Annotated in this window: 28 protein-coding genes; 10 read left to right on the top strand and 18 right to left on the bottom strand. The window is 41.0% G+C overall.

Annotated elements, in window-relative coordinates:
* Positions 1–2: 2 nt before the first annotated feature.
* The 4 genes from MS6x_RS19100 to MS6x_RS19085 form a co-directional block, all read right to left on the bottom strand.
* Complete coding sequence (locus tag MS6x_RS19100; protein ID WP_482604386.1) at positions 3–764, bottom strand: SDR family NAD(P)-dependent oxidoreductase; 762 nt, start codon at positions 762–764, stop codon at positions 3–5.
* Between the two features lie 329 nt (positions 765–1,093).
* Complete coding sequence (locus MS6x_RS19095; protein ID WP_482604384.1) at positions 1,094–1,522, bottom strand: FKBP-type peptidyl-prolyl cis-trans isomerase; 429 nt, start codon at positions 1,520–1,522, stop codon at positions 1,094–1,096.
* A 199-nt stretch (positions 1,523–1,721) separates the two neighbouring features.
* Entirely contained in the window at positions 1,722–2,321 is a 600-nt protein-coding gene (locus MS6x_RS19090) for a DUF4251 domain-containing protein (RefSeq protein ID WP_482604383.1), read from the bottom strand.
* A gap of 47 nt (positions 2,322–2,368) precedes the next feature.
* Positions 2,369–2,692: a hypothetical protein gene (locus MS6x_RS19085; protein ID WP_482604382.1), complete on the bottom strand. Its 324-nt coding sequence runs from the start codon at positions 2,690–2,692 to the stop codon at positions 2,369–2,371.
* A gap of 362 nt (positions 2,693–3,054) precedes the next feature.
* Here MS6x_RS19085 and MS6x_RS19080 point away from each other — a divergent pair, with 362 nt between their 5' ends.
* From MS6x_RS19080 to MS6x_RS19070, 3 genes are all read left to right on the top strand, one after another.
* Positions 3,055–3,357, top strand: coding sequence for an HPF/RaiA family ribosome-associated protein (locus MS6x_RS19080; RefSeq protein ID WP_482604380.1), 303 nt, complete (start codon positions 3,055–3,057; stop codon positions 3,355–3,357).
* A gap of 95 nt (positions 3,358–3,452) precedes the next feature.
* On the top strand, positions 3,453–3,989 hold the full coding sequence (locus tag MS6x_RS19075; protein ID WP_482604379.1) for a YceI family protein: 537 nt from the start codon (positions 3,453–3,455) through the stop codon (positions 3,987–3,989).
* Positions 3,990–4,131: 142 nt separating this feature from the next.
* Positions 4,132–5,073: a TerC family protein gene (locus MS6x_RS19070; protein ID WP_482604377.1), complete on the top strand. Its 942-nt coding sequence runs from the start codon at positions 4,132–4,134 to the stop codon at positions 5,071–5,073.
* Positions 5,074–5,110: 37 nt separating this feature from the next.
* On the opposite strand, the gene MS6x_RS19065 is transcribed toward MS6x_RS19070, so the two are convergent.
* From MS6x_RS19065 to MS6x_RS19020, 10 genes are all read right to left on the bottom strand, one after another.
* Positions 5,111–6,028 carry a TolB family protein gene (locus MS6x_RS19065; RefSeq protein ID WP_482604375.1) on the bottom strand — a complete coding sequence of 306 codons (918 nt, stop codon included), beginning with the start codon at positions 6,026–6,028 and terminating at the stop codon, positions 5,111–5,113.
* A gap of 135 nt (positions 6,029–6,163) precedes the next feature.
* Positions 6,164–6,418, bottom strand: coding sequence for an acyl carrier protein (locus MS6x_RS19060; RefSeq protein ID WP_482604373.1), 255 nt, complete (start codon positions 6,416–6,418; stop codon positions 6,164–6,166).
* A gap of 105 nt (positions 6,419–6,523) precedes the next feature.
* Positions 6,524–7,798 (bottom strand): beta-ketoacyl-[acyl-carrier-protein] synthase family protein, encoded by a 1,275-nt coding sequence (locus tag MS6x_RS19055; protein ID WP_482604371.1) that lies wholly within the window; start codon positions 7,796–7,798, stop codon positions 6,524–6,526.
* Positions 7,791–8,237: a 3-hydroxyacyl-ACP dehydratase FabZ family protein gene (locus MS6x_RS19050; protein ID WP_482604370.1), complete on the bottom strand. Its 447-nt coding sequence runs from the start codon at positions 8,235–8,237 to the stop codon at positions 7,791–7,793. The genes MS6x_RS19055 and MS6x_RS19050 overlap by 8 nt, the downstream gene beginning before the upstream one ends.
* A 139-nt stretch (positions 8,238–8,376) precedes the next feature.
* The gene (locus MS6x_RS19045; protein ID WP_482604368.1) at positions 8,377–9,432 is read right to left on the bottom strand and encodes a type III polyketide synthase; all 1,056 of its coding nucleotides are present in this window, start codon (positions 9,430–9,432) and stop codon (positions 8,377–8,379) included.
* A complete protein-coding gene (locus MS6x_RS19040; RefSeq protein WP_482604366.1) occupies positions 9,429–10,151 on the bottom strand; it encodes a methyltransferase domain-containing protein in 723 nt (240 codons plus the stop codon). The genes MS6x_RS19045 and MS6x_RS19040 overlap by 4 nt, the downstream gene beginning before the upstream one ends.
* The gene (locus MS6x_RS19035) at positions 10,151–11,272 is read right to left on the bottom strand and encodes an NAD(P)/FAD-dependent oxidoreductase (RefSeq protein ID WP_482604364.1); all 1,122 of its coding nucleotides are present in this window, start codon (positions 11,270–11,272) and stop codon (positions 10,151–10,153) included. Before MS6x_RS19035 ends, MS6x_RS19040 begins: the two co-directional genes overlap by 1 nt.
* Before the next feature lie 75 nt (positions 11,273–11,347).
* A complete protein-coding gene (locus tag MS6x_RS19030) occupies positions 11,348–12,043 on the bottom strand; it encodes a YiaD family glycine zipper/OmpA-like lipoprotein (RefSeq protein WP_482604363.1) in 696 nt (231 codons plus the stop codon).
* A gap of 23 nt (positions 12,044–12,066) precedes the next feature.
* A complete protein-coding gene (locus MS6x_RS19025) occupies positions 12,067–12,549 on the bottom strand; it encodes a lipocalin-like domain-containing protein (protein ID WP_482604361.1) in 483 nt (160 codons plus the stop codon).
* 154 nt (positions 12,550–12,703) lie between these two features.
* A complete protein-coding gene (locus MS6x_RS19020) occupies positions 12,704–14,680 on the bottom strand; it encodes an alpha-ketoacid dehydrogenase subunit alpha/beta (RefSeq protein ID WP_482604359.1) in 1,977 nt (658 codons plus the stop codon).
* A 125-nt stretch (positions 14,681–14,805) separates the two neighbouring features.
* Here MS6x_RS19020 and MS6x_RS19015 point away from each other — a divergent pair, with 125 nt between their 5' ends.
* The 5 genes from MS6x_RS19015 (at position 14,806) to MS6x_RS18995 (ending at position 18,853) form a co-directional block, all read left to right on the top strand.
* Entirely contained in the window at positions 14,806–15,756 is a 951-nt protein-coding gene (locus MS6x_RS19015; protein WP_482604358.1) for an isopenicillin N synthase family dioxygenase, read from the top strand.
* A gap of 2 nt (positions 15,757–15,758) precedes the next feature.
* The gene (locus MS6x_RS19010) at positions 15,759–16,085 is read left to right on the top strand and encodes a translation initiation factor (protein WP_482604357.1); all 327 of its coding nucleotides are present in this window, start codon (positions 15,759–15,761) and stop codon (positions 16,083–16,085) included.
* Between the two features lie 114 nt (positions 16,086–16,199).
* Positions 16,200–17,132, top strand: a complete 933-nt coding sequence (locus MS6x_RS19005) for a DUF1835 domain-containing protein (protein WP_482604355.1) — start codon at positions 16,200–16,202, stop codon at positions 17,130–17,132.
* Between the two features lie 6 nt (positions 17,133–17,138).
* On the top strand, positions 17,139–18,011 hold the full coding sequence (locus tag MS6x_RS19000; RefSeq protein ID WP_482604354.1) for a nucleoside phosphorylase: 873 nt from the start codon (positions 17,139–17,141) through the stop codon (positions 18,009–18,011).
* Positions 18,008–18,853 carry a substrate-binding domain-containing protein gene (locus tag MS6x_RS18995; RefSeq protein WP_482604352.1) on the top strand — a complete coding sequence of 282 codons (846 nt, stop codon included), beginning with the start codon at positions 18,008–18,010 and terminating at the stop codon, positions 18,851–18,853. The genes MS6x_RS19000 and MS6x_RS18995 overlap by 4 nt, the downstream gene beginning before the upstream one ends.
* Positions 18,854–18,860: 7 nt before the next feature.
* Here the strand turns inward: MS6x_RS18995 and MS6x_RS18990 are convergent, their stop codons facing one another.
* The 3 genes from MS6x_RS18990 to MS6x_RS18980 all read right to left on the bottom strand — a co-directional run bounded on the left by MS6x_RS18990 (position 18,861) and on the right by MS6x_RS18980 (position 21,128).
* Entirely contained in the window at positions 18,861–19,292 is a 432-nt protein-coding gene (locus MS6x_RS18990) for a response regulator (RefSeq protein WP_482604350.1), read from the bottom strand.
* Positions 19,293–19,361: 69 nt separating this feature from the next.
* Positions 19,362–20,027, bottom strand: coding sequence for a uracil-DNA glycosylase (locus MS6x_RS18985; RefSeq protein ID WP_482604348.1), 666 nt, complete (start codon positions 20,025–20,027; stop codon positions 19,362–19,364).
* 51 nt (positions 20,028–20,078) lie between these two features.
* The gene (locus MS6x_RS18980; RefSeq protein ID WP_482604346.1) at positions 20,079–21,128 is read right to left on the bottom strand and encodes a DUF6340 family protein; all 1,050 of its coding nucleotides are present in this window, start codon (positions 21,126–21,128) and stop codon (positions 20,079–20,081) included.
* Between the two features lie 499 nt (positions 21,129–21,627).
* On the opposite strand from MS6x_RS18980, the gene MS6x_RS18975 reads away from it, so the two are divergent.
* Together MS6x_RS18975 and MS6x_RS18970 are read left to right on the top strand one after the other, a co-directional pair.
* A complete protein-coding gene (locus MS6x_RS18975) occupies positions 21,628–23,796 on the top strand; it encodes an endonuclease MutS2 (RefSeq protein WP_482604344.1) in 2,169 nt (722 codons plus the stop codon).
* Between the two features lie 9 nt (positions 23,797–23,805).
* Positions 23,806–24,762, top strand: coding sequence for a cadherin repeat domain-containing protein (locus tag MS6x_RS18970; RefSeq protein WP_482604342.1), 957 nt, complete (start codon positions 23,806–23,808; stop codon positions 24,760–24,762).
* A 77-nt stretch (positions 24,763–24,839) separates the two neighbouring features.
* Here the strand turns inward: MS6x_RS18970 and MS6x_RS18965 are convergent, their stop codons facing one another.
* Complete coding sequence (locus MS6x_RS18965) at positions 24,840–26,447, bottom strand: thiol-activated cytolysin family protein (RefSeq protein WP_482604340.1); 1,608 nt, start codon at positions 26,445–26,447, stop codon at positions 24,840–24,842.
* Positions 26,448–26,529: the final 82 nt, after the last annotated feature.

Raw genomic sequence — 26,529 nt, 5'->3', positions numbered from 1 at the left:
GCTTATCTGATGTGGCTTCCTGCGTTCATATCTATGGTAGTGCCGGTGGCGTGGTCCATGTCCCCACTACACAGCAAGGCAATGAGCGGAGATAGGTCTTCGGGTCGCGTTAGTTCGTTCAAGGCAATTTCATTCAACACTTTTTCTTCCCCATAGGCTTCAATGAATTGCTCGGCCATTCGGGTTCGGGTAAATCCCGGAGCAAGCACAAAAGCTTTTATGTTTTGTTTCCCAAAAGAACGTGCCACGCTACGGGCCAACGAAGTGATTCCTCCCTTAGATGCCGCATAGGCCAGGTATTCTTGCGTTTCGCCCCTAAAAGCGGCCCTACTTCCAATATACACGAAGCGGCCTCCACCCTGCCCTACAAAATGATCTACACCCAATTTGGTGAGTAGGCCTACGGCATCTAGATTCACGGCCATCGTTTGCTTCCAAATACGGAGCCACGATTCGGTATCCAAGTCAATCGGATGCGCTAAGAACACACCTGCGTTAAGGATAATTACATCTAGGTTTCCAAAATCGGCCAACACATCTTTAAATAAACGGATTACCTCTTTTTCTTCCGATAAATCGGCCTGAAAAGCCTTGGAACCGTTTCCATGTTTTGCGATCAAGGCATCTGCTGCGCCTTTATTACTGTTATAATGAACGGCTACCCTCGCTCCCATCTGCATCAGATAGTCGGCCACTGCCCTACCAATACCATCGGAGGCGCCTGTAAGCAGTATCTTTTGGTCCTTTAAATCTATGGTGGTCATTTCTTACATTTTTATTTTATACTGTTTGGTATATAGAGGGTTATGAATCCGTTTTGTTCCTTTATTCTGGTCCATGAAACCTAATTCCGTTTCATTTACCAAGGAACACTTATGTACAACGGTAGTATTCCCAATTCATTTGCCTTTGTGGATAAAAGTACAAAATTGTATCAAGGACTTCAGTATTGTAATGGAACCTAATTTTGCCCTTTTATCCGGCATGTGCGTCTTACTTTGATTATTCAAGCGTTGTATTCACTTTCCAAACCATTGCCCATAAAAAAACCGCCTAGATTCAGGCGGTTATAGTTTAAAATGTTCGTTTGACCTTATTTTATGGCTACCAGCTCCAACTCAAAGGTAAGATCATGACCAGCCAGCGGATGATTTGCGTCTACGACAATATCATTTTCGTTTACTTCTGCGATGCGCAATTGTCTTTCAGAGCCATCTTCGTTTGAAGCCACAAGCGCCATATCTACTTCCGGAGTAATCTCTTGCGGTAAATGCTCTTTAGGAACGGTTTGGAAAAGCTCTTCCTGCTTCTCGCCATACGCCTCTTTCTTATCAATAACAATGGTCTTTTTATCCTTAGGTGCCATATCCAAAAGTCCTTTTTCAAAACCCGGAATCAAACTTCCTTCTCCTAGTTTTACTTCCAATGGCTCGCGTTGTAACGAACTGTCGAATACCTGTCCGTCACCAAGTTTACCTGTATAATGTACCAATACTACGTCTCCTTCTTTTACTTTACTCATATTGTTAATTTCTTATAGTTTACTTTAACGAAGGGCAAAGGTATCCATCTTAACAGGGAATAACGAATACGAGCGTGAAAGCTCAGTTTTTTAAGCTTTATTTAACGAAAATAAAGGGATAATCCCTTTATTTTGACGTGAAAAGTGGTTTTTTGAAATTTGGGTATAGGGATTGATATCCAAGGTAACTAGGAAATGCTTATTGCGTGGCCTCGGTTTGGATAGGCATAATCTTTCCCTTGAACCGAATGGAATTCCGTTGGTTTCCGGTGACCAAAACGGTAGCGGTTTTGCTTGGAAATATCATCATAGTGACTCTGTGCCTTCCTGTTTCGCTAGATATCTCAAAAGTGATGTTATACTGTCCTTTGTCTTCATTATAGGCTTGAGTATAGGTGTCGGGCACCCCCTTAAACTCGATACCTGATTGAGACATGGGGCCTCCTCCAAACTGCCGTTCGCCATAAAAAGGCAAGACCCCTGACACACTATCGCCATACACTTTAACGTAATTGGCAACATCAATAATTTGAATTGCCCCTGCAGTACTTCCGGGTGGTAAAAGTCCGGAGTTGGCCACCGAAGTAAAGGCCTGGGTTATCATGGGGTATGCCGTATCTGCCCTGAATTCAAATGATTTTTCATCCATAAAGCTAATGAATGCTGATCGGGTTTCCGCATTCTGTTGCAGTTTAACAGCACTACCACATTGTAGAAACATACCACAAATAAGTACAAGTATCATTCCTGTTATCAAGCTCTTAACTAGCCCTCTGACTTTTAAGTTTTTAGTTTTCATTTCGTGTTTTAATATCGTCAATTAAATATAATAGGATTTGACAAGCATTATGGGTTTACATCATTGTCCAATGTAGTATTGGTCGTACGTTTTTTGTCAAATGTGCCATCGTAAATAGCATTATACAATTTCTTCAATAAACGTTGTTTTTTCCTGTCGGATACCTGCATGGTATCAATTGTACGCCTTTCTAATTTAAACAGGTCACGCTTTCTGTTGGCGGTAACATCCAAACCAGGCTCAAATTTAAGGACTAATGGCCCTTCCTCTTCAATCTTTGGTTGTTGTGCGGTTTTCTTTAGTTGTGCTTGCGCCATAACGGTGCCCATACATCCCAAAGCGCAAAACATACAGAGGATTAACTTGTTCATTATCAATTTATTGTGTTCTCGGCTCTAGTGTTTCGCATATAAAACAGCTACCCCTGTTCTCGTTACTGTTACCATCACTATTGCATTTCGTTTAGCGACTTATTCGCCCTCTATTTCGAGGAGATGACCCGCTCATATTCCATAGGACTGTATCGCCTTTGTGATTAAGATATGGCATAGCCTTTTAAAAACAAAATATATCACTCTTGTATAAAAGAAGGACACTGCTTTTTATTCCTTTGTGATAAAAGTCGGGGTATCAGCCAGTAACACAATTCAAAAAAAACTTATCTTAAAATTCACGTTAAAATGTATGCGCCATTTCCTTAGAATTTCATACCTTTTACTAAACAATTTGACGTATGAATATTAATTTTGAATATGATGATGTAAAGGCCAGTAACCGTTTGGAAATTATGGCCGCTGAAAAACTGGATAAATTATTGGATAAGTTCGATTTTGTTGTCCGGGCAGATGTTTTTTTTAAAACGGAGAATACCTCTTCTCCCGATACGGGGATGATTTGTAACATCCGGTTAAGTGCGCCAGGGCCTAGACTTTTTGCAGAGTCCAGTACTGGAAGTTTTGAAGCTTCCATAGCCTCAACAGTTAGTGATCTTGATCGTCAACTACAACGCCGTAAGGCTAAGATGAAAACGCACTAAATTTATGTAATAGCGCCTTGAAAGGCAATTAAAAATGTTAATTTGGGTTACCGTAACTATCTTTACGGTAACCCAAAATTTTATTTAATCGTTTTATGCGTACTGCTTCTCACTATATAGCGCTAAGGTATTTTTCACTATACTTTCTTTTTGTTTGTATTTCAGCTTCCATGAATGCGCAAACCACAGGAATAGAAAGCGGTGCTATATCTTTTTCATTTATAAAAAAAGAGGTCTCCGGTACGGTATCCGATTTTAAATCTACCACAGTTATCGATTGGAACGATTTGGAGAATTCCACAATCGAGGGTCAGGTAGCCGCTGAAACCATAAAAACCGGTAATTTTATTCGGGACTACGCGCTAAGAAGGTCAAAGTACTTTGATGTAGATACGTATCCCTTAATTACGTTCCGTAGTACCAATATACAGGTTAAGGAGGATGATATAGATGTACAGGGGACGCTAACGCTCAAAGGCATTTCCAAACCTTTGGGCATAGCCTTTAAAAAAGATGGAAACACCCTAATAGGTAATGCAACTTTATATTCCAGTGATTTTGATATTGTGATTTTTAAAAAGGGACGAGATGCCAATAAGGTAGTAGTCACCTTTACATTGCAGCTAGAATAGCCTTATACACGATTGACCTTCTCTGATACTGATTCTACCCACTAGGTTTGGCTTAGACGCTCATTTACTGCAATAATCTTTGTTTTTGTAGTATTCCATTTTAAAAATGATGATTAACTTCGCACGCGTAAACGAATAGCTTATGTGGGTTTGGATTATTTTTATTGCATGTGTCATAGTCTTTTTAGCCTTGGATCTAGGTGTTTTTCATAAAAAAGACCATGTAATTAAGTCAAAAGAAGCAGGTATCTGGACCGCTATTTGGGTAACCACGGCACTAGCGTTTAGTGGTGTCATCTATTGGTTATTTTCATCGGGTTTGACAGAAAACCCAACCGGACTCACCCCTAACGATGCGGTACTTAAATATATAACCGGGTATCTAATTGAGCTTTCCCTAAGCGTTGATAACGTTTTTGTCATCGCAGTTATTTTCACCTCCTTTCAAATTCCGGCAATATACCAACATAGGGTGCTGTTTTGGGGAATTTTAGGTGCAATCGTATTTAGGGCCCTAATGATACTTTTTGGCGTGGCATTAATAACGAAATTCGACTGGATAATATACGTGTTCGGTGTATTCTTGCTCTTTACGGCCTATAAAATGCTAAAAAGCGATGAAGACGCCTTTAACCCCAAAGATTCCTTTGTTTTTAAGCAATTAAAAAAAATATATCCCATTACAACCGCAATTGAAGGGCATAACTTTTTTATAGAAAAAATGGGCGTGAAGGCAGCTACTCCCCTATTCGTTGCCCTAGTCGTAATAGAGATTACAGACATTCTTTTCGCACTCGATAGTATCCCTGCAATTCTAGCAATTACAGCGGATCCTTTTATCGTGTTCAGCTCCAATATTTTAGCCATATTGGGTCTACGGTCCATGTATTTCCTTATCTCAAGGATGTTGGCTAAATTCAGATACATTAATTATAGCCTCGTTGTCATTTTGGCCTTTGTGGGTGTTAAAATGCTGTTGGCGCACCATGTGAAGTTTCCGGAATGGGTTTCCCTGTCCGTTATTTCTATAGCGCTTATCGCCGGAGTATTGGCCTCTTTGTTGCTAAAGGAAACCGAGGAATAACTAAGGTGTTTGGCACGAAGCTTCTTCTAAAATCGCTTCACTTTTCGTTTTTATAGGCATAACTGACAAATGCGAATCGCTTTCCGTCCGGGGACCAAGACGGAACATTTAAACTTCCCTGTCCGCCCGTAAACGAACAAAGTGTCCGAATTGTTTTATCCCCTAGATCGTATAATCTCAAGGCTACTTTTTTCATTGCAGGATGCGCACTCCCTTGGTCTTCTAAATAAGAGATAAACACAATATGTTTACCATCTGGCGAGGGATGGGGAAACCAATTGGAATACTGGTCATCGGTAAGCTGTTTTTTATCGCTACCATCGGCGTTCATGCGCCATATTTCCATTGTTCCAGATTGTATGGCATTGTAGTAAATGTGTTTTCCGTCGGGAGAATAATCGGGTCCGTCATCCAGTCCTGCTGAATTGGTGAGTTGTCTTTCGTTTCCACCACCAACGGGGATGGCATAAATATCAAAATTATCTCCACGTTTGGCCGTGTATACCAATGTTTCACCATCCGGTGACCATCCGTGCCAAAAAGAAGGCGTATGATCAGTAATACGCACAGGTTCCCCGCCAGTGATAGGAACGGTAAAGATACAGGACGTGAGCCAGCCATCTTTGCCATCTTCTAAGCTGTGGCTTAGCACCAGGGTGTTTCCATCTGGGGAAATTCCGTGATCGTTATTACATTTGTCTGCCAATCCTGTATCAATTGCTTCTTTTATTCCGTTCAAACCCACTTTATAAAGGCCACCATTTTGATTGATGATAAAAAAGCGACCATCCCTACTCCAGTTCGGCGCTTCAAAATGGCCATCTTCCGATACTATGGTCTTTCGTTGGTTCGTTTCGAGATTAAAAACCTCTAATGTAGAACTAATATCTGTACGTTGTGCGCTTACAACTGTCATAGTGCATAGGATTAATAAAGCTGGAAATACGTTTTTCATAAGGCCATAATTAAAAGAAACTCTATAAAAACAGAAGATTCGTTACAACTGGATAGCATGCTTACACCCCAATTGAACACTTATGTCAAAAAGGGCCATTATATGCCTTTAAACGTGCATTACTGGGATTGTACCTTATGTTTCAGAAAGCTTTTTATTGATAATATCCAAAGCGTTAGCAACGGTCTGCATTTCATCCATATCCTCATTTTCCAGGCGAATGTCAAAAGCATCCTCTACGTCCAATACAATATCTACTAAATTAGCCGAATTAATATTTAATTCTGATATAAAGTTACTGTTGGGTTGAATTGCTGCTACATCCACATCCTCAGGTAAGTACAACTTAACAATATCCTTTAGTTTTTGATAACGTTCTTCTTTGTTCATATATCTTTTTCTTACTTCAATAGCCGAAACCGAGACGAATTAATATCACAATTCTATCCATTACGCGAGTCGACACAGACTCAATACCCCCAAGACCCACTACACCTATTCGGAATATTCCTTAAAAATAACACATGCATTTACATCACCAAAGCCAAAACTGGCTTTTGCAACAACTTTAGGGCGATAGTGAATCGTTTTACGTGGTATTCTGGTCTCCGATACCATGTCGGTTATTTCCGGATGCAAATCCTCACAATTTACATTCCCAAACACCGCTCCCTCTTTAAACTGGAGTATGGCCCCTACACATTCAATACTTCCCGAAGCGGCTAAACAATGGCCGATCATTCCTTTAAAGGAGTTGATATATGGAAAATCGGTATTCCTCCTTTGTAAGGCGGTGCTCCAATTGGCTACTTCAAGGCTGTCTTTTGATGTTGCGGTTAAATGTCCGTTAATAACATCGATATCCCCAGGCGCTATTCCAGCATTTTTCACTGCATTACTGATGCAACGTTGCACAGCCTCACTGTTTGGTGCGGTCATGGAACCTTCGCCCCGTTGACCTCCGCTATTGATTTCTCCGCCCAACACCTCTGCATAAATAGTCGCACCTCTTTTCTGTGCACTTTCCAAGGATTCCAATACAAGCGCACCCGCCCCACTACCGGGAACAAATCCGTTGGCAGACGCACTCATGGGCCGGCTAGCTTCCGTAGGATTGGCATTGTAGCCCCTGGGAAGTATCCGCATAGCGTCAAAACCGCCCCATACATACGGACCACTATCACTACAGCTTCCTACGAGCATGACTTCTGCTTTTCCGCTCGATATTCGCTCATACCCCATTAGTATGCCTTCCGTTCCCGTGGTGCACGCAGACGAATTGGTCGTTACTTGATTACCACATCCTAAGTTGCCTCCTAGATAGGCACTAATACCGCTTGCCATGGTCTGCAGGACACTGGTACTGCCTAAGCGCCTTACATTTTGGTCATCAATCAGCAAAATGGCTTCCCGAAACTTATCTACACCGAGAATGCCTGTCCCAAAGAGAACACCATAATCCCAATATGGGGTTGTTGTGGTATTGGGCTCCAAACCTGCATCCGCCCAAGCGTCCGTCCCCGCGATGACCCCATAAACAATTCCGGATGCGTTCAAACCCCTTAATTGTAAGGGTGTAAAGTATTTATTTAGTATATTATCCTTAACTAATGGATTAGCAGCTATTTGGCATCCAAAATTAAGTCGTTCCAATTCCGATTGAAACCGAATTCCGCTTGTACCGTTCGTAAGTGATTTGGTAAAATCCGTTAGGCCTACACCATTTGGCGCACAGACCCCCAAACCGGTTATGACCACACGTCTATTCATTCGTAGCCGATATTATCATTCCTGAGAGCGTTCCTTTGCACACCAATTCTTCTTTGCTATTATACATACGCACATCGCATTTTAATTTCTGGAATCTAAAATAGATTTTTTCGGATACTACGCGCACCGTTTCGTTTGGTACTACCGGCTTTAGGAATTCCATTTGAGAACTACTCATTCCTATGTTGACCCTCGTATTCCCATTTGTGGCCTGAAGTAAAAATATTCCTAAACAGACCAAACCAATTTGTGCACAGCATTCCGTAAGCAGTACACCCGGGGTAATCGGGTTTCCCTTAAAGTGACCTTTAAAGAAATCCAAGTTCCCATCAAACGTAAAAACACCCTCTGCACCAGAACTATCCACGTGTAGCAGCTCATCTATGAACAGGAATGGTTTGGTATAGGGCACCAAGTCCAGAATTTCTTTTGTAATCATTGTTTTTAGTTGACTTACACTTTTCTATTTCTACAAATTTAAAACCCCGCAATAGGTCCGCTCCCCCAGAAACAAACTAGTCGCTTATTACTTTTTACGGCCACTACCAACTGAAAACCGCCACTGTCCAAAGTCAAAACTACCACTCCAACAACACACGCTGAGCCGAAAACCCAGGGCCAAAACTTAAGACCAATCCCTGTTCCCCTTTTGAAATAGTTTTCTCCATAAAGCGCTCCAGCACGTATAGTACCGTGGCACTGCTCATATTGCCATACAGCTTTAGTACAGCCCTAGTATCGTCAATATTTTTTCCTAGGCTACCGAACAAGGCCTCAACAGTCTGTACTATTTTCTTTCCACCGGGATGAAATATAAGATGGTCTACCTTAGAGATATCACTTCCACAGCGTTCCAAAAAGGGGTGTACGATATCTTGAAAATGGGCGGCAATGGTCTCTGGCACCGCTGGGTCTAAAATCATTTTAAGTCCGTGATTGGTAAGGTCAAATCCCATTAAATGTGCGGTATCCTTAAAATGATACATCTCCTCCCCCACTATTTTAGGACCCTCGGCGGTCGCTTCAGATGATAGCAAGACACAGGCGGCACCATCACCAAAAATTGCGGCACTAACCATATTAGCCATTGAAAAATCGTTCAATTGAAAGGTGGCCGTAGGACTCTCCACAGCAACTATGGCTATTCGTTTCCCAGGATTGGATTTTAAAAAATTATGGGCATAGATAAGTCCGGATACACCTGCAGCGCAACCCATCTCCGTTACGGGCAATCTTACTACGTCTTGTCGCAAACCTAAGGCGTTGATAAGATAGGCATCCAAGGACGGAATCATTATTCCCGTGCAACTCACCGTTATAATGTAGTCTAGCGATTCTGGAGTCCATTTAGCTTTTAACAATGCGTCTTGGAGCACCGTAGCACCTAATTTTTTACACTCCCTCGCATAGATGGTATTTTTATCCTCAAATGAAGTTGTCGAAAACACCTCTTCCGGATTCATGATGCTATACCGTTTATCTACCGCGGCGCCTTCAAAAATCTTAATGACTTTGCGTTGAAAGCGCTCGTCCTGATCTTTAAGCCAAAACTCCACAAAAGGAAGTATTTCCTTTGTCTCCCTACAATACTTGGGGAGTGCTTTTGTAACGGCTACAATTTTTGTTGTATTCATATAGTGTCTAATCTCTGTTTGCGCATAACCCATATAAATCTAAATGCCCACTTCCATGAAATTTCATGCGTGAGGCCAGGCAACTTATGTGCATATGCTTTTAATTCCGATTTGGTAAAACTTCTGGTAATAGATATCAACCCATCTATTCTTGCTATTTTGGTACGGAGAAACATAAGGCTAAAGGCTTTGAATAGCAAGTAGGCCAGTTTGTTTCTTTCCAGGTCATTAATTACGATTCCAATAGTGCAGAGCCGTTCAAACTGATGAAGAAACTTTAATATCCCCTCATCCTTGAAATGATGCAAGGTTAAAGTGGTTGTTACTATATCACATTTGAAATCTGAAAAGTCTGCCTCTAAAATATCTTTTGCCTTATAGCTAATTTCTGGAAAATCCTGTGAAGCTTTCCTAGCGAGAACCAAAGCTTCCGTGTTTAAGTCCACACCAATCAATATTACTTTTATATTTCTTTTTCTAGCTTCCTTTGCTATGTTTCTTAGCATATTTCCATCGGCACAACCCATGTCTAAAATCGTATACGATTTTTTTGGAAACGCTGAAATCAATTTAAATACAGCGTCTACCGTAATTTTATCTCCTCCCAAGATACGATTTACCCGAGTGATGTCATTGAGCACCATCGCTAACTCTTGTATGGGCCCGGTAAAGTTATCCATGAGCTCTACCTTTTCGCTTCTTTGTGTCCAATCAATCATTATAGGATAGGTTTCCCATGGGTTTTTGAAATTACATAATTCAAGATACTTTCCGAGCGACCGGCTATTGCTAGTCCTGTATTCATCCATCGATCATCCAAAAGCAGGCCTTGCAATCTTCTTCCAAACCATAACCGATTCTTAAAAACAGCATTCCAATTTCTGGTATACTCCTTTTCAAGCCGATGTCTATCATACGTAGCATCGCTAAAAAAAGTCTGCACAGATTCCGATACCAATTTTGCGCTATGTATCGCCATGGCCATCCCATTGCCACACAGTGGATGGATGAGTCCGGCGGTATCTCCGCACATGAGAATATGATGTACAACAGGTGCTTTTTTGTCAAAAGCTATTTGGGCAATCGCCAAAGGTTTATCAAAGATAAGCTCCGATTGTGCTAGGAAATCCCTTAAATGGGGATTTTTAGAAACTACCCCCTTATTAAAGCCATCAATATCGGTATACGCTTTAAAATTACTGTAATGCGCCAGATAACAAAAGTTGACTGCGCCGGTCTCTGTTTTTGAAAGACCCCCATAACCGCCTTCAAAATTATGCAGGGCAACCAGATTCTCCGCAAAGCTGTCATTTTTATAATGAGCTTTTACGGCCAACCAATCCTGTTTTTTGAAGCTAAAATCCCGGTTTAAGGTTTTGTCCAAACTAGACCGCTTGCCATAAGCGCCCAATACGATTTTTGCAGTATAGGTTTGGCCCTCGCTCTTTACGCTAAAGGCATTTGCTGCAAAAGTAATATCCGTTACTTTGGTGAAGTTGAAATGCACCCCTTGTGATTTCGCTTTTTTATATAGGAGATCGTCAAATAAGAACCTGCTGATTCCTGTACCGCCAAGAGCAAGTGTCGTAGCTACCTTATTCCCTTTTGTGGAACTAATTTCAAAATCTGTAATGGCAACTCCTCCCGCAACCTCAAGGTCTATACCTAAGCGTTCTAAATAGGGTATTACTTCATTTGACACGTATTCACCGCATACCTTATGATGCGGATATGCGTTGGTTTCAAAAAGCAATACGCTGTGTCCGAACCCCGATAAAGCAATGGCTGCCGTTAGCCCAGCGAGTCCACCACCTACAATAATCACATCTTTCTTTTTCAAGTAGTCTAAGTTACGTCTTTACATAAAAAAATCCCTGCGTTCACAGGGATTTTAATTTAGGATAGCAAAGAAATTTTAGTTGCCCGCTTCCTGTATTGCCTTTTGTTTTAGTTCCGGACTTGCAACAATGGCAAGCTCAACTCTTCTGTTCTTGGTTTTACCCTCCGTGGTGGTATTATCTCCAATAGGTTGTGCTTCGCCGTACCACTTGGTGGTAAATCTATCGGCAGCGATACCTTTAGTTTGAAGAAAAGCAACGACCGATTCCGCTCGTTGTTTGGACAGGTTCATATTGTAGTCCTCTGCCCCACTACTATCGGTGTGGCCCTCTACCAAAATGTTCGAGTCTGGATATTCCTTAAAAATAGCAGCTAGCTTCTCCAATGTCGCAGCTGAAGCTCCTTTAACATTCGCCTTATTTGTGTCAAAAAAGACACCTGCATCTTGGGTAAAGGTCACGTTTATACCTTCTCCTACCCTTTTCACTTCCGCTCCGGGTATTTCCTCTTCAATGCGTTCTGCTTGTCTGTCCATCCGATTACCAATATAGCCTCCGGCTGCACCGCCAATTGCCGCTCCTAGGATAGCCCCTAACACCGTATTATTCCCACTGCCTACATTATTCCCGATAACACCACCGATAACAGCACCTCCCGCGGCACCTATCCCAGCACCTTTCTGGGTTTTATTTGCATTTTTAATGGTACTACAGCTCATAATCATTGCAAAAGCCATAACGTAAGCCGAACTTCTAATCATTCTTGTTTTCATTTTTTCTATTTTAAGTAGGTATATTATTTTTTACTGAATTCGTACACAACCGAGACAGATGAACCGTCTACCATAACATTAGAAGATAGTCTCATCGCTTGTTCCGTTAAGTTTTCAATGGTCAATCGATAGCCGACTCCTCCAGAGATATCTTTTAATTTCTCATCTATAAACTTAAACTGAAGTTGACTGCTGGTATTGTCCCCACGTTCTACTACGGACCAACGAATAAATCGGTCTCCACCATTACAAAGTGTTGAAGGTGAAATCGTGTATCTCCCCGTGCTGTTATTATCACGAAAAAACCAATCGCTCCCTTCTAAACAAATATCTTCAACATCATTAAACAGTATCGCCTTAAAATTCCCGGTGTTATTGGCAAAGGAAACATCGTTCAATATCCATGAGCCGCTAAGCAAGTTACGTTTCGCCCGCGCATCTTTGGAGACGGAGCATGAGGAAAAGGTAATTGCGAAAGCGCTAATGAACAAAATTAATTTTTTCATAAACTAAATAGATTTGTTGTTAGCCGTATATACGGAATACATAAGGTATTGGATGTGCCATTTTAGAATATTAATTAACAATGACACCGTACAAAGGAAGGCATTGACCAAAGATGGGCTTAGCTCAATTAAGATGAAACGTAGCCCAATAGCTTTAATAGGCGACTAATGCCAGTAGTTCTTTTTCAAATCTGGATTTAGCGAGGTAGTTTCGTTCCAACTCTGCATTAAACGGAATTGGAGTTTCGAGGCTTCCAACCCGCCTCACAGGGGCATCAAGGCTTTCAAAACAATTTTCCATAACACTTGCGGCGATGTCACTGGCAATTCCTCCAAAAAGACTGTCCTCTTGCAGGACGATCAATTTTCCTGTCTTCCGTACCGAGGTGTAGATACTCTCCATATCTAAAGGCTGCAAGGTCCTCAGGTCTATAAGGTCTGCATCAATAGTCGTATGAATGGACAATGCCTCTAAAGCCCAATGCACTCCTGCCCCATAACTTACAATGGTTATTGCATTTCCGTTTTTAAGCACATTGGCCTCACCAAAAGGGATGGTGTAATTATTTGTTGGCACATCCTCATATATACTTCTGTATAATCCCTTATGTTCGAAGAACAATACAGGATTGGGGTCATCGATTGCGGTAGCGAGAAGTCCTTTGGCATCTGCGGGAAAAGCAGGATAAGCGACTTTAAGTCCAGGGGTTTTCGTAAACCAAGCTTCGTTTGTCTGGGAATGGAAAGGTCCTGCGGCCACACCACCTCCGCAAGGCATCCGAATGACTACATCGGCATGTTCTCCCCAACGGTAATGACTTTTGGCCAAATAATTCACAATGGGATTAAAACCACTTGAAGCAAAATCGGCAAACTGCATTTCCATAACCGCCTTCATCCCATTAATAGACAATCCCATCGCGGCGGACACAATGGCCGATTCGCAGATAGGCGTATTACGAACGCGTTCCTTGCCAAAAGCGGCCACGAATCCATCGGTAATTTTAAAAACACCACCATATTCCGCCACATCCTGTCCCATAATAACAAGATTGTCATACCGTTCCATTGCCCCACGCAATCCATCTGAAATAGCGTCGACCAGTCGAATATTTTTCTTATGTATGGAAGGTGTAACTTCCTTATAGTCAAATTTTTTATAAACCTCATCTAATTCTTTACTTTCATTAAATACAACTGCCTCTTCATCAAAAGCTAGTTTCAGGTTATCCTCTATTTCGGTGCTTATTTCCTGCTTTAGAGCATCCCGCTCCGCTTTGGCTAAAGCTCCCGTAGAAAGAAGATGTCCCTCAAAATTTTCCAACGGGTCTTTGGCCGCCCAGGTATCCATCATTTCTTGTGGTACGTACTTCGTGCCACTGGCTTCCTCATGGCCACGCATTCGAAAGGTTTTGAACTCCAACAATACAGGTCTGGGATTGTTCCTAATATCGATACAAAGCGCACTTACCTTAGAATACACCTCTAAAATATTATTACCATCAATACTGTGCGATTCCATCCCGTAGCCAATGCCCTTATCGGCTATATGGGTACAACTAAACTGCTCATTGGTTGGGGTTGACAGTCCATAACCATTGTTTTCAACACAAAAAAGTACGGGCAAATCCCAAACAGCGGCTACATTCAACGCTTCGTGAAAATCTCCCTCACTGGTAGCTCCTTCTCCCGTAAACACTGCCGTAACCTGCTTTTCCTTTCGCAATTTGTGCGCCAAGGCAATACCATCTGCTACACCAAGCTGCGGACCTAAATGCGAAATCATGCCGATAATTTTAAACGCTTGTGTCCCAAAATGAAAACTGCGATCCCTACCATTGGTAAATCCACTGGGTTTACCCTGCCATTGCGCAAACAATCTATGTAGCGGAATATTACGGGTGGTAAAAACACCTAGGTTTCTATGCATGGGCAAGATGTACTCATCATCCCGTAATGCATTGGCAACGCCTACCGATATGGCCTCTTGACCAATACCACTAAACCATTTGGAAATACGCCCTTGACGCAAAAGAATCAGCATCTTTTCTTCTATCATCCTAGGACGCAATAAGTCCCGGTAAAGGGCTAATTGGATATCCTTTGCTACCTTAAACTGCGTGTAATCCATACGTTTGGCCGTGTATTTATAAATTTGATATAAATGTAACAAAAAACAGGAGATGGCTACTTATTATAACACTGTTGTACTTGAGCAATAATTTGTAATTTTACGTAAATACTTAAATTAAAAGCATGAGTCTAGTACCAAGTGTAGATTTATCGGATTTTATTTCAGGAGACCCAGAACGAAAACAACGGTTTATAAAGGAAATAGGAACAGCCTTTGAGGATATAGGTTTTGTAGCGTTGAGTGGCCATTTTTTGTCAGATCAACTGGTCGAGGATCTGTACGACGAAATAAAAAAATTCTTTCAACTTCCAGAGGCTGTAAAGGATAGTTATGAAATAGCAGGTATTGGCGGCCAACGGGGCTATACCTCATTTGGCAAAGAGCATGCAAAAGGCAGAACGGAAGGTGATTTAAAAGAATTTTGGCATTTTGGGCAGTACGTAACCGATGACCCAAAGCTAGCTGCAGAATATCCTGATAATGTAATCGTTTCCGAGTTGCCTAAATTTAACGAAGTAGGCAAGCAGACATATAAAATGTTGGAGAAAACCGCTAGGTATGTCCTTAGGGCACTTGCGCTGCATTTAGAACTGGAAGAAACCTATTTTGACGACTACATTACCAACGGAAATTCCATATTACGACCTATTCATTATCCGCCTATCACTAGCGAGCCAAAAAATGCGGTACGCGCCGCAGCTCATGGGGACATCAACCTAATCACCTTATTAATGGGTGCGCACGGTAAGGGCTTACAGGTTCAAAACAATAATGGCGAATGGGTAGATGCCATTGCCCGACCAGATCAGCTGATGATCAATGTTGGCGATATGTTATCACGGTTATCAAATAACAAACTAAAATCCACGATTCACCAAGTAGTGAACCCCCCTAGGGAACTTTGGGGAAGCTCTCGGTATTCCGTGCCATTTTTTATGCATCCGGTAAGTGAGATGCCCTTAAACTGCTTGGAAAACTGTATTGATGCCAAACATCCTAAAGAATTTGAGGATATTACCGCGGGGGAGTTTTTGCATGAACGATTGATTGAATTAGGATTGATAAAAAAGTAACAATGGACTTAAAAGATCAACTAAAAAACCTATTTCCAGAGCACACTCCGCAAGACGTACCAAACGTAGTGCCCAAGAATGACCTTTGGATGCAGGACGATCCCATTATCTGTAAATATGAAAAACGAAAAGGGAAACCCATAACTATTTTAGAGGGCTATACCGGTGCTGACGATGATTTTAAAAAATTAGCAAAGGAATTAAAAACAAACCTTAGTGTTGGCGGTAGTTTTAAAGACAATAAAATTATCATCCAAGGCGATTACAGGGATAGAATCATGTCGATCTTAGAAAAAAAGGGATTTAAAGTTAAGCGTGTGGGCGGCTGATACCGAGTTTTTTTGATTTATCGAAAAGCTATTGCAGCTCTTTTTGTGTTAATTTTTTTTATTTATTTAACATAAACCTTACATTTAACTATTAAGAACCTAAACCAACTGGAAATGAGTTCCCTACTGCATATTACTAACGGCGACAGTTTTACCCAACGGCTGAACACCCTAAACCTTAAAGGAGATGTTATTACTTGGCGTGAAATGTTGTGTGAAGGCAAAACATTGGCCAACGTTGGAAGCGAATCGTTTTGGAAGACGCGCTACGAGTTTCTTCACAAAAATTACAAGGTATCCAAGTCTTGGTTTATAGAAAAAACATTAAAAGAATATCGATCACTTTGTAACCACAAACAACAAGACCAAATTGTACTCTGGTTTGAGTACGATTTATTTTGCCAGGTAAATATGTTAGCCGTGATTAGTTGGTTGTTGGCGAATAGAAAATATGCACAGATTTCATTGGTATGTAGTGGAAAAGAAGATGAATCAGATAAAATGTACACGCTTAATGAGCTTTCTGATGAGCAATTATTGGGACTTTACAAGAATAAAAAAGTATTATCGCAAGATGATATAGAATATGCAGATTACGTATGGCAGCTGTACTGTAGCAACAATCCCATGCGTTTAGAAAATTTAACCGATTTTAATGATTATCAATTTGATTATTTAAGCGATGCCATTAAGAGTCACTTACAACGTTTTCCAAGTATTGCCAATGGCCTAAATAGTATGGAAAATAGTATTTTAAGGGTAACGGCAGATGAAAAACCCACTTCTAGAAAAGAGCTTTTAAAATCCATTTTACAAAATCAAGGAAATCTTGGTTTTGGAGATACACAATACGATAGGGCTATTACCCGACTAAAGCCCTTATTTACTGCCTTTAACCCGGTGAAACTTTCCAAAAAGGGCAAGGAAATATTAGATGGGCAAACCAGTTATTATTCTTGCATACAGGACAATGACGTCTATCTAGGAGGAGCCTTAAAGTATAATTTTCTCTACAACACGGGCAACAGCAGAATCCTTAAGCTTTAATTGCTGATGCAAATCCCCCATTCTGAGCTTATCTTAAACAGAGATGGTAGTATTTATCATCTTAATCTATTACCTGAAGATATAGCCACTACAATTATAACCGTAGGAGATCCTGACCGTGTTTCTGATATCTCACAACATTTTGATTCGATAGCTATTAAAAAAGGAAAACGAGAGTTTTTGACCCATACCGGAATGCTAAAAGGAAAGAGAATCAGTGTTATTTCTACGGGTATTGGAACAGATAATATAGATATCGTTTTAAATGAATTGGATGCCTTAGTAAATATTGATTTTATCACAAGAACAGTCAAGAAAAATCGTATACGATTAAAATTGATACGTATTGGCACTTCGGGTGCCATACAGCCCGATATTCCAATAGCCTCTTTTCTGATGAGCGAGCATGTGATCGGATTTGATGGACTTCTTCACTTCTACAAACACAATCATACGAAATACAGACCACTAGAAGATGCGTTTATAAAGCATACGGAATGGGCTACTGAAAAAGCGCGACCATATGTAGTGGATTATGATCAGGATTTAGCTTTGGAATTAATGGAAAATCGTATACGATTAGGATTCACAGCAACAAATACAGGGTTTTACGGACCACAAGGTCGCGAATTGCGCTTAGCGGCCAACCCAACTAGTAGTGTATCCAAAATAGCCAGTTTTAGCTTTGAAAATAAGCGCATAACCAATTTGGAAATGGAAACATCCGGGATATATTGCCTGGCAAAATTGTTAGGTCATCAAGCGGTCTCCCTAAATTGTATTCTAGCCAACAGGGCCACAGGAGAATTTTCAACGAATCCCGAAGCTGCGGTTCAAGAATTAATACAACTTGTTTTAACTAAAATTACCTCAGCGTGAAAACTGTAAAAATCATTGGTGTACCGGAGCACTTTAATCTTCCTTGGCATTTGGCCATTGAAGAAGGGGCATTTTCAGAACGCGGAATAGACCTGCAGTGGGAAGATATTGCTGAGGGCACAGGTAAAATGTGTCAGCTCTTAGAGCGTGAAGAAACCGATTTGGCGATTATTTTAACCGAGGGAATCATTAAAAGTATAGCTGAGGGTAATCCCACAAAAATTATACAACAGTATATCGCTTCTCCGCTTTTATGGGGGATTCATGTAGGAGCAAACAGTAGGTTTAAGGATATTTCTGATTTGGAGCATGAAAAGGCAGCTATTAGTAGGTTCGGGAGTGGTAGTCATTTAATGGCTTACGTAAATGCTCAGAATAACAACTGGAAAACCGAAAACCTTTCTTTTGAGGTAATCAATACCTTACAGGGAGCCGTTACGGCATTGACAAATGAGGAAGCAGGTTATTTTATGTGGGAGCATTTTACTACAAAACCTTTGGTAGACCAAGGAATCTTTAGGCATTTAGGGGATTGCCCCACCCCATGGCCATGTTTTATGTTGGTTGGCACCAACAGTTTCCTAAAAGCAAATGCGGGTATTGTTTCCCATATTCGCGAAATCTTGGATACCTATACCTCGGAGTTTAAATCTATTCCTAGTATCGATAGAACATTAGCGAACCGTTATGGACAGCAATTAGACGATATTCGGGAATGGATGGCACTTACGGAGTGGAGTTCCGAACAACTGTCAGAAAGAACCCTAAATACTGTTCAAGATACCCTGATAAAGCTGGGACTACTACAAGAAAAATTGCCAGCTAAGCAGTATCTCCTTTAAACAATAGTTAGAGGTCTGGGGAAAACGAAAAATGTTTGCCGATGATTTTTTTGAAGGTGTTGTCCGATAATGGTTTTTGTGCAAAATCTACAATGTGCGGATTATTCCTAGCGCGTTCCTTATCCTGTTCATTGTCGCTAATCGTTACCAATACAATTGTCAACTGTTCTTTAAGTTCTTTACTAACCTGCTCCTCATACATTCGCACAAACTCCCAACCGTCTACTAAAGGCATTTTAAGATCTAACATTACCATACATGGCAAAGCTATCTTATCCTGTCCTTTATTTAAGATATAATCTAATGCCTCTTGACCATTCATCGCTGAATTGACCTCAATATCCATCTCCAATTTGTTGATGAAAATTGAGTGTAAAAAATTACTCGCTTCATCATCGTCTACAAGCAAAATGGATTTTAAAGAATCGAATTTCTTCATGTAACCTTTAAGATTTAAGTTCGTAAGAAAATACGGTGTAAACTTAAGGAAAATAAATATACTGTTAACTTACCAAGCAATGCTTTTATCACCTAACCCAGCTAAAATATGATTTGTCTTTGAAAAATGTCTATTTCCAAACCAATAACCACGATTTGCACTTAACGGGGAAGGATGGCCCGAAGTTAGCAAATGATGTTTATCGCTAGTTATAAGTTTAGCCTTCTTCTTTGCATAACCGCCCCATAACAGGAACACCAATCCTTCTTTTTCTTCCGACAACGTTTTAATCACGGCATCTGTAAATGTTTCCCATCCTTTCTTTTGATGGCTACCAGCTTCTCCAGCGCGAACTGTAAGCGTTGCGTTCAATAATAAGACCCCTTGTTTTGCCCATCGTTCCAAGTTACCGCTTTCTGGGTACGGTATATTGCAATCACTTTGAAGTTCCTTGAAAATATTTACCAACGACGGCGGGTGCTTGTTGCCATCGTGCACCGAAAAACAGAGTCCGTTCGCTTGATTTGGACCATGATACGGATCTTGTCCTAAAATAACGACCTTGACATCTTCAAAAGCGCAATGATCGAAGGCTGCGAAAATGTCTTTTCCCTTCGGATAGCAGGTGTTTAAGGTGTATTCTTCCTTAACAAATTTTATAAGTTCATTGAAATATGGTTTATGAAACTCCTTTTCCAGAGGTTCATTCCAGCTTGAATGAATGGTTACTTTCATATTGGAATTACTCAAGATTTTCACAAAACTAGTGAATCCTATACGACTTGGCTAACGCGCCAATTGAGAATTCAGCACTTGATTTTGCCTTACCCGATGCCTGAGAACATTTATGTAGTCTAACGCCATATTCGTTCTATAATCGGTATAAGACTTGGATGCAAACTGTATCGCCTTGTCCAAATCACCATTAATTTCATTACTTATGGCCATATTGTAATAGGCCCTGCCTGCCACTCTTTCATTTGAATTGGTCAATTCCCGTTCCCAAAGTTCTGCAGCGCCACCCCAATCGCCTGCTTGTGCCCTTCGCTGCGCAATTTTGAAGTTGTCCGTACCGCGTACGAAATACTGCCTTGCTATTCGGATATTTCTAGGAATCAAGCGTTCTGCATACGCAATTCCAACATTTCTACTGTACTCTTGTACCGTTTCATTTCTGCTGGCCACGGCTTCAATCGCTTTTAGTGGATTAATCCCCTTACCGCTAAAAGCCATATGCTTAGTGTAGAGTCGCTCATCAACAACCACTTTTGTATGGGGATCGTAAACGCGCCATCCGCTAACGACTTTGGTAGCCAAGGTAACTTCTTGAGCAGGAACATCTACGTCTACCCCAAGACTATTGGGCAGTTTCATCGTAGTTACGCGGTAATCGGCTTTTGTATCCGTATCATAAAACTCCAAGGAGAATAATACATCTACTTCGTTTTCCAAACATATTTTTTCGACAAGCTCCCAAGAAAGTGTAGCGGGCAATACGGCCAAGCCCTTCTTAACTTCATCTATGTCATTTAGTATTTTAATTTCTTCAAAGTCCTTTACTACGGATAACTCCGTTGAAAGTGAAGAAATGGCTGCTTCGGCCCCTTTCTTATCTAGGTTTAGCCCCTCAGCGGATAGTATTTTATCAATTTTATCAAGGGCATTGTTTCCTTTGGATGGTGAACTTCTATTTATAATACCTACACTATTAACATCTGGGGCAAGATGCACCATGGCCGGCTCCGTAACACCGATTGTTAATCCGTTCGTTGCTGCGCAGTTCGTTAATAAAACGGCGACAAAGATATAAGCTATACTCTTGATTGGGTTGTTCATGATACGATTACTTAAATAATGGCAGAAGATTAAAATCACAAAAGCTGACTCCTCAAGAACAAAAATTGGAGGGATTTATTGTATTTTATTAGAAAACCTCAGTGTTTCTTTAAGTCTGTCCATACAGTTTTACTGATTTTGGACCTTTAGTTAGAAAGGCGAAAAGATTTCAATTATTAACGATGCTCGTTTGCTTTTATTTGAAAAAAGTACATCATTTTTTTTTGGTATAGTATACCAAAGGTTTACCTGTATTTTGTGGTGTACGGCGCAACACGTTAGTCACCCTATAAAATCTCCACCTTTTGTCAAAAACATTTGGGATTCAGAAGATAAGGACCTCTTTTAACCTTGCCGTTAGACCTTTACGGAAAGCTATTTCCCAGTATAGACCAGTGCTATAGCAAATTAAGTTTTGACGGCTTGCAAATAATCATGCGCTAACTGCACTTTAAATTATAGGCCTAATGCCTACCTTTGCTATTAAGTAAATAATAGCGTGGCAAATATACAGAGCAAGACCCTACAAGATTTAGAATTTCCTACAGTTTTACAGCAGGTAGCGGCCCGTTGTAATACAGAGTTGGGCAAGCAGCTCGCTTTAGAAATAATTCCTTTAATCGCAGAAAAAGATATAAAAATTTCGCTTGGCAAGACATCGGAGTACCTCTCTTCGTTTATCAGCGACAATAGAATTCCCAATCACGGATTTGATGCTATCAATACCGAACTTAGATTGTTAAAAATAGAGAACACCACTTTGGAACTTCAGGGTTTTAAGCGAATTGGCACAATTTGCGACTCCATTGTTACCCATCAAAAGTTCTTTAAGAAATTTAAAGAATATTACCCGTTGCTATTCGCATCCGCAGACGAATTGGAATCCAACACCGAGATTCCCACCCTTATTAATGGCGTCATAGACCGGTTTGGAGAGGTTAAGGACAATGCCTCGGACGCACTTTTAAGCATAAGACGCCAAATGAACCATGCTCGTGGAAAAATTAGTCAGAGTTTTGGTTCGGCATTGGCAACCTATAATTCATCTGACTACTTGGATGATATTCGCGAGTCGGTCGTAGAGAACCGTCGTGTACTTGCCGTAAAGGCGATGTACCGCAGAAAAGTGAAGGGTACAGTGATGGGAACCTCCAAGACTGGAAGCATTGTATACATAGAACCGGAGGCAGCTTTAAAATACAGCAGGGAACTAAACAATCTGGAGTTTGAGGAAAAAGAAGAGGTGCAGCGCATTTTAAAGCAGCTCACGGACCAAATAAGACCCTATAGAGCCCTTTTAAGCGATTATCAGAACTATTTAACACAGATTGACGTCACAGCCGCGAAAGCAAAGCATGCGCAAGATATTAATGCCCTACTACCCAAATTGAGCGACGGTAACAGGCTCTTTTTGAGAGATGCCTACCATCCGCTCTTGTTTTTGAGCAACAAACGCAACAACGAGAAAACCTTTCCCCAGACCATTGAATTGCATGAGGAGAATAGGATTATTGTCATTTCAGGACCTAATGCGGGCGGCAAAAGCATTACACTCAAAACAATTGGCCTCTTACAGGTGATGCTGCAAAGTGGCATGCTGATTCCCGTTCACGAGCGCAGCGAAGTCTGCTTTTTTGATAAGATATTAACAGATATTGGAGATAACCAATCCATTGAAAATCATTTAAGTACGTATAGTTACCGGCTTAAGAACATGAACCAATTTTTAAAACGATGTAATAACCGCACGCTTTTTCTTATAGATGAATTTGGGACGGGAAGTGACCCCGAACTGGGAGGCGCCCTGGCAGAAGCATTTTTGGAAGTCTTTTATGAACGGGAGTCTTATGGCGTAATCACGACTCATTATGCCAACTTAAAAGCCTTGGCCAACGAATTGCCCCACATGAGCAATGCCAACATGCTATTTGACGGTAGAACATTGGAACCCACCTTTCAATTAGTTTTGGGACAAGCAGGTAGCTCCTTTACTTTTGAGGTAGCACAGAAGAACGGTATTCCCTACTCCCTGATCAACAAGGCCAAGAAGAAGATAGAGCGAGGCAAAGTCCGTTTTGACGCTACCATAGCCAAATTGCAGAAAGAGCGCAGCAAAATGGCGCAAACAGGCTCTAGATTACAAGAAGAAGAAACCAAGGCAAGGGAAGAAGCGGCCAGATTAGAGAAATTGAATGCCAAAGTAAAATCCAAGCTGGAGAATTATCAAGAGCTTTACGACCATGACCAGCGGATGATTCAGCTAGGAAATAAGGTAAATGTTGCGGCGGACAAGTATTTTCAGGATAATAAGAAGAGGCCCTTGGTGTCTGAACTCCTGCGTATTGTAGAAACGGAGAATAGCAAACGAAAGAAAAAAAGTGCTAATCAAGCAAAGGCGGAACGTTCTAAAAAGGCAAAAGTGGCTCAAGAAGTTCAAAAAGAAGTAAAAGTCATACGCGAGAAAAAGCAGGTCGCAAAGAAAAAGGCCGTTCAAAAAGAAAAGAACAAGCCAAGGCCTGTTTTTAAAATCGATGATCGCGTCCGGATGGCAGACGGTAAGGCCGTTGGAACCATTGACAAACTTGAAAAAGGGAAAGCCGTAGTCAATTATGGTATGTTTACGACCAACGTGAGTGTGGACCAGTTGGAATTGGTAGAACGTAAATAGAATTAGCTTATGAAAAAAATGGTATATCTGGTCTGCTATGTAGCCAGTCTTAACTGGTTTATTTCGTGCGGCAGTGATGACTCTGTTGTTACCCCATTAGCGGATGAGGAACTTATTGTAAGGGCTGAAGTTGATGAAAACCCCGTTTTAGGGACAGCGATAGCTGTGGTAAATTCAAAATTGACAGGTACGTTAGCGTATACCCTCGGCTCCCTATCCATAGAAGATGCGATTACACTCAATGTTACAACAGGTGAGCTATCCGTAGGTAATTCGCTGGCCTTTGATTTCGAAAGGCGAACGGCCATAACAGGAACGTTAGTGGCAACAAATGGTAGCGAAAGTGAAGTCTGGGATTTACAAATCAGCATTCGAGATATTGATGATATCGAGTATTGGCTTAGCGATTCAAAAGCGGCATATCAAGCAGAAAACTCTGGAAATTGGGTACTGATCACCGAACAGGAATATGAAGAACTAGGCACACAGCTGAACAGCATCAGTAAATCGGGAACCACGGACCTCCTATATAGCCAAGGCTCAAACTCAGAACTGTTTGATACCTACGCTGGTTTTACTGTATCGAACGATCTCTCCAGTATACCTGAAAATAGTTATGTGTTTGCTTTTAAGTATCTCTCTCTAGCAGATGCCATTGCAGAAAATCAAGTAAAGGTATCTGATGGTATTGTTACGGAGGGCTATACGGATTTAGGAAATTTGCTGCCCGTTCACAATCAAGGTCAGCAATATTTCGTTTTAAAGGGGGCTCGGCAATCTACTACCACCAGCCGAGGTTTCTTAGGATTATACGCTCAAAATGGAGTTTCTTATGATAGTCAAGGGAATGCAGCCGGCACGCATCTTTTTGGCGAAGGTGATGTGAATGAATTATCAAGTGCTAACGTGCTAAATCGTGTGTGTATCTATCAAGGGCTAAGCACACCGATAAAGCAATGGGATTAATGCACTTAACATAAGAAACAAAACAGCCGACACCAAGTTGTTGAATCTACAACTTAAGATGCCGACTGCTTGTTCAATTAATTACAAGACCTTGAATTTCGGAAAACCCTAAGCAAAAAGTCATTTGTGATTTCAAAACATTTTTGACTTGAAATATAGTTATAGGAGATGGGATCACCCAAGGCTCGCCAAACAAAGGCATCCTGAAATTGAAATTCAATCTCAACATCATGGGCTCCATTAGGTGGGCTTCGTAGTTCTCTTTGACCATTATTTACGGTCGTATACCCCCCAGTGACTGAATTATTGGTACCTTCTCGCTTATAAATAAATCGAAAACGAACATCAAATATGGAATTATTATCCACATCCACATTTTCATGATCATAGCTAGTTTTATTACAGGTTTCTGCACTATAATCTGTCGTGTAGCCCATTTTTGCCAAAGAGTTATCTTTTAAATACCTAATAGTATAGGCAATGGGTACGCCAGGGTTGTTGCGGGTATAAACAGCATTCGCTCCTGTCAATACACTATTAAGAGCCCCAAAACCAGAATCTATATTGGCCAGACTTATAGCTTCGGAGGCTGCTTCTGCATTACCGCCTATTGAAACTACAGTAATACTGGAATTTTTTAAGACTTCGTCATATTTAGACTCTAAATCTAAGGAACCTGCATTTCGTTTGCCTCCAGCATACTCCAAAACAGCGTCCAATTCAATAGAGGTATCTTGTGTTGTAGACTCCATTCGTACCATAAGCAAACGGCCGTAGGAAACAGAACTTACATAAGCAGGTGGAGAATCTGAACCAAATGCAGCTTCAGCCTGTTCTTTAGTAACAGATGCAGCAAAAACAGCGGCCGGGGTGGTGGGTGTGTTCATTGTGACGGTATAGAACACCTGACGAAACACTATAGCCGCTACTTTTCTTTCTGTATTGGTCTCAAAATTAAATTGTGAAGCCAACGAGCCTGTAGCCCATTCCAAGTTTAATCCAACATCTAAACTAAATTGTTTTGAAGCATAAGAAGTGGTGGCCTGATAAGACGAATTTGCTGCGTTTACATAGCCGTCTTGGTAAGCATTGGCATTCCACCATTCCAATGCATTATCAAGGCCGGTGCCAAAGTTGGCATTATTTGGCTGCTCTACAACAATAGTTCCCTGTTCACCAATACCGGGCAGATCTAATCTTAAGGTCATGGGACTTCTATCCAATGTCAAAGGATTTGGCGCCCCATCCAACATGCTTCCATCTCCAATGACCAAGGACCCGGGAAATACAATTCCGTTGGTAGGCCTCATTATGGCAACATCGTCAAAATTGGTTTCCAAATCATAGTCCTTTACGCTACAGATAGTTTTTTCACCCTGTACCCAGCCAGTACTATTACTACTTTCATTGGTAACAGTCCGCTCCGAAGCGGCACCACCGGTATCCTGAACATTAAGAAGGGAATTTGGGTCATAGTTTAAATTTGCTATCACTGTATTTATATCCTCTTGATTGGTATTTGCACTCCCAGAATTCCCTCCATCGGGGTTTTCCCCATTGGTATTTCCATTTTCTATGGGGTCTGTTATACTTTCATCTTTACTACAGGACTGCACAAAAAGAAGTCCCACGACCATCACTAAAAGGATGGGTACAATTTTGATTTGTTTTGAAATTGTCTTCATAATTTTTTGGTTTTAAGGATTCAACACCTCAAAACTAGCTACGAATCAACCCCTTACCTAATTTTGTCCATGGACAAAGTAT

This window comes from Maribacter sp. MS6 (assembly GCF_056839185.1).
The sequence above is the reverse complement of the archived record's forward strand: the minus strand, read 5'-3'. Positions and strand labels throughout refer to the sequence as shown.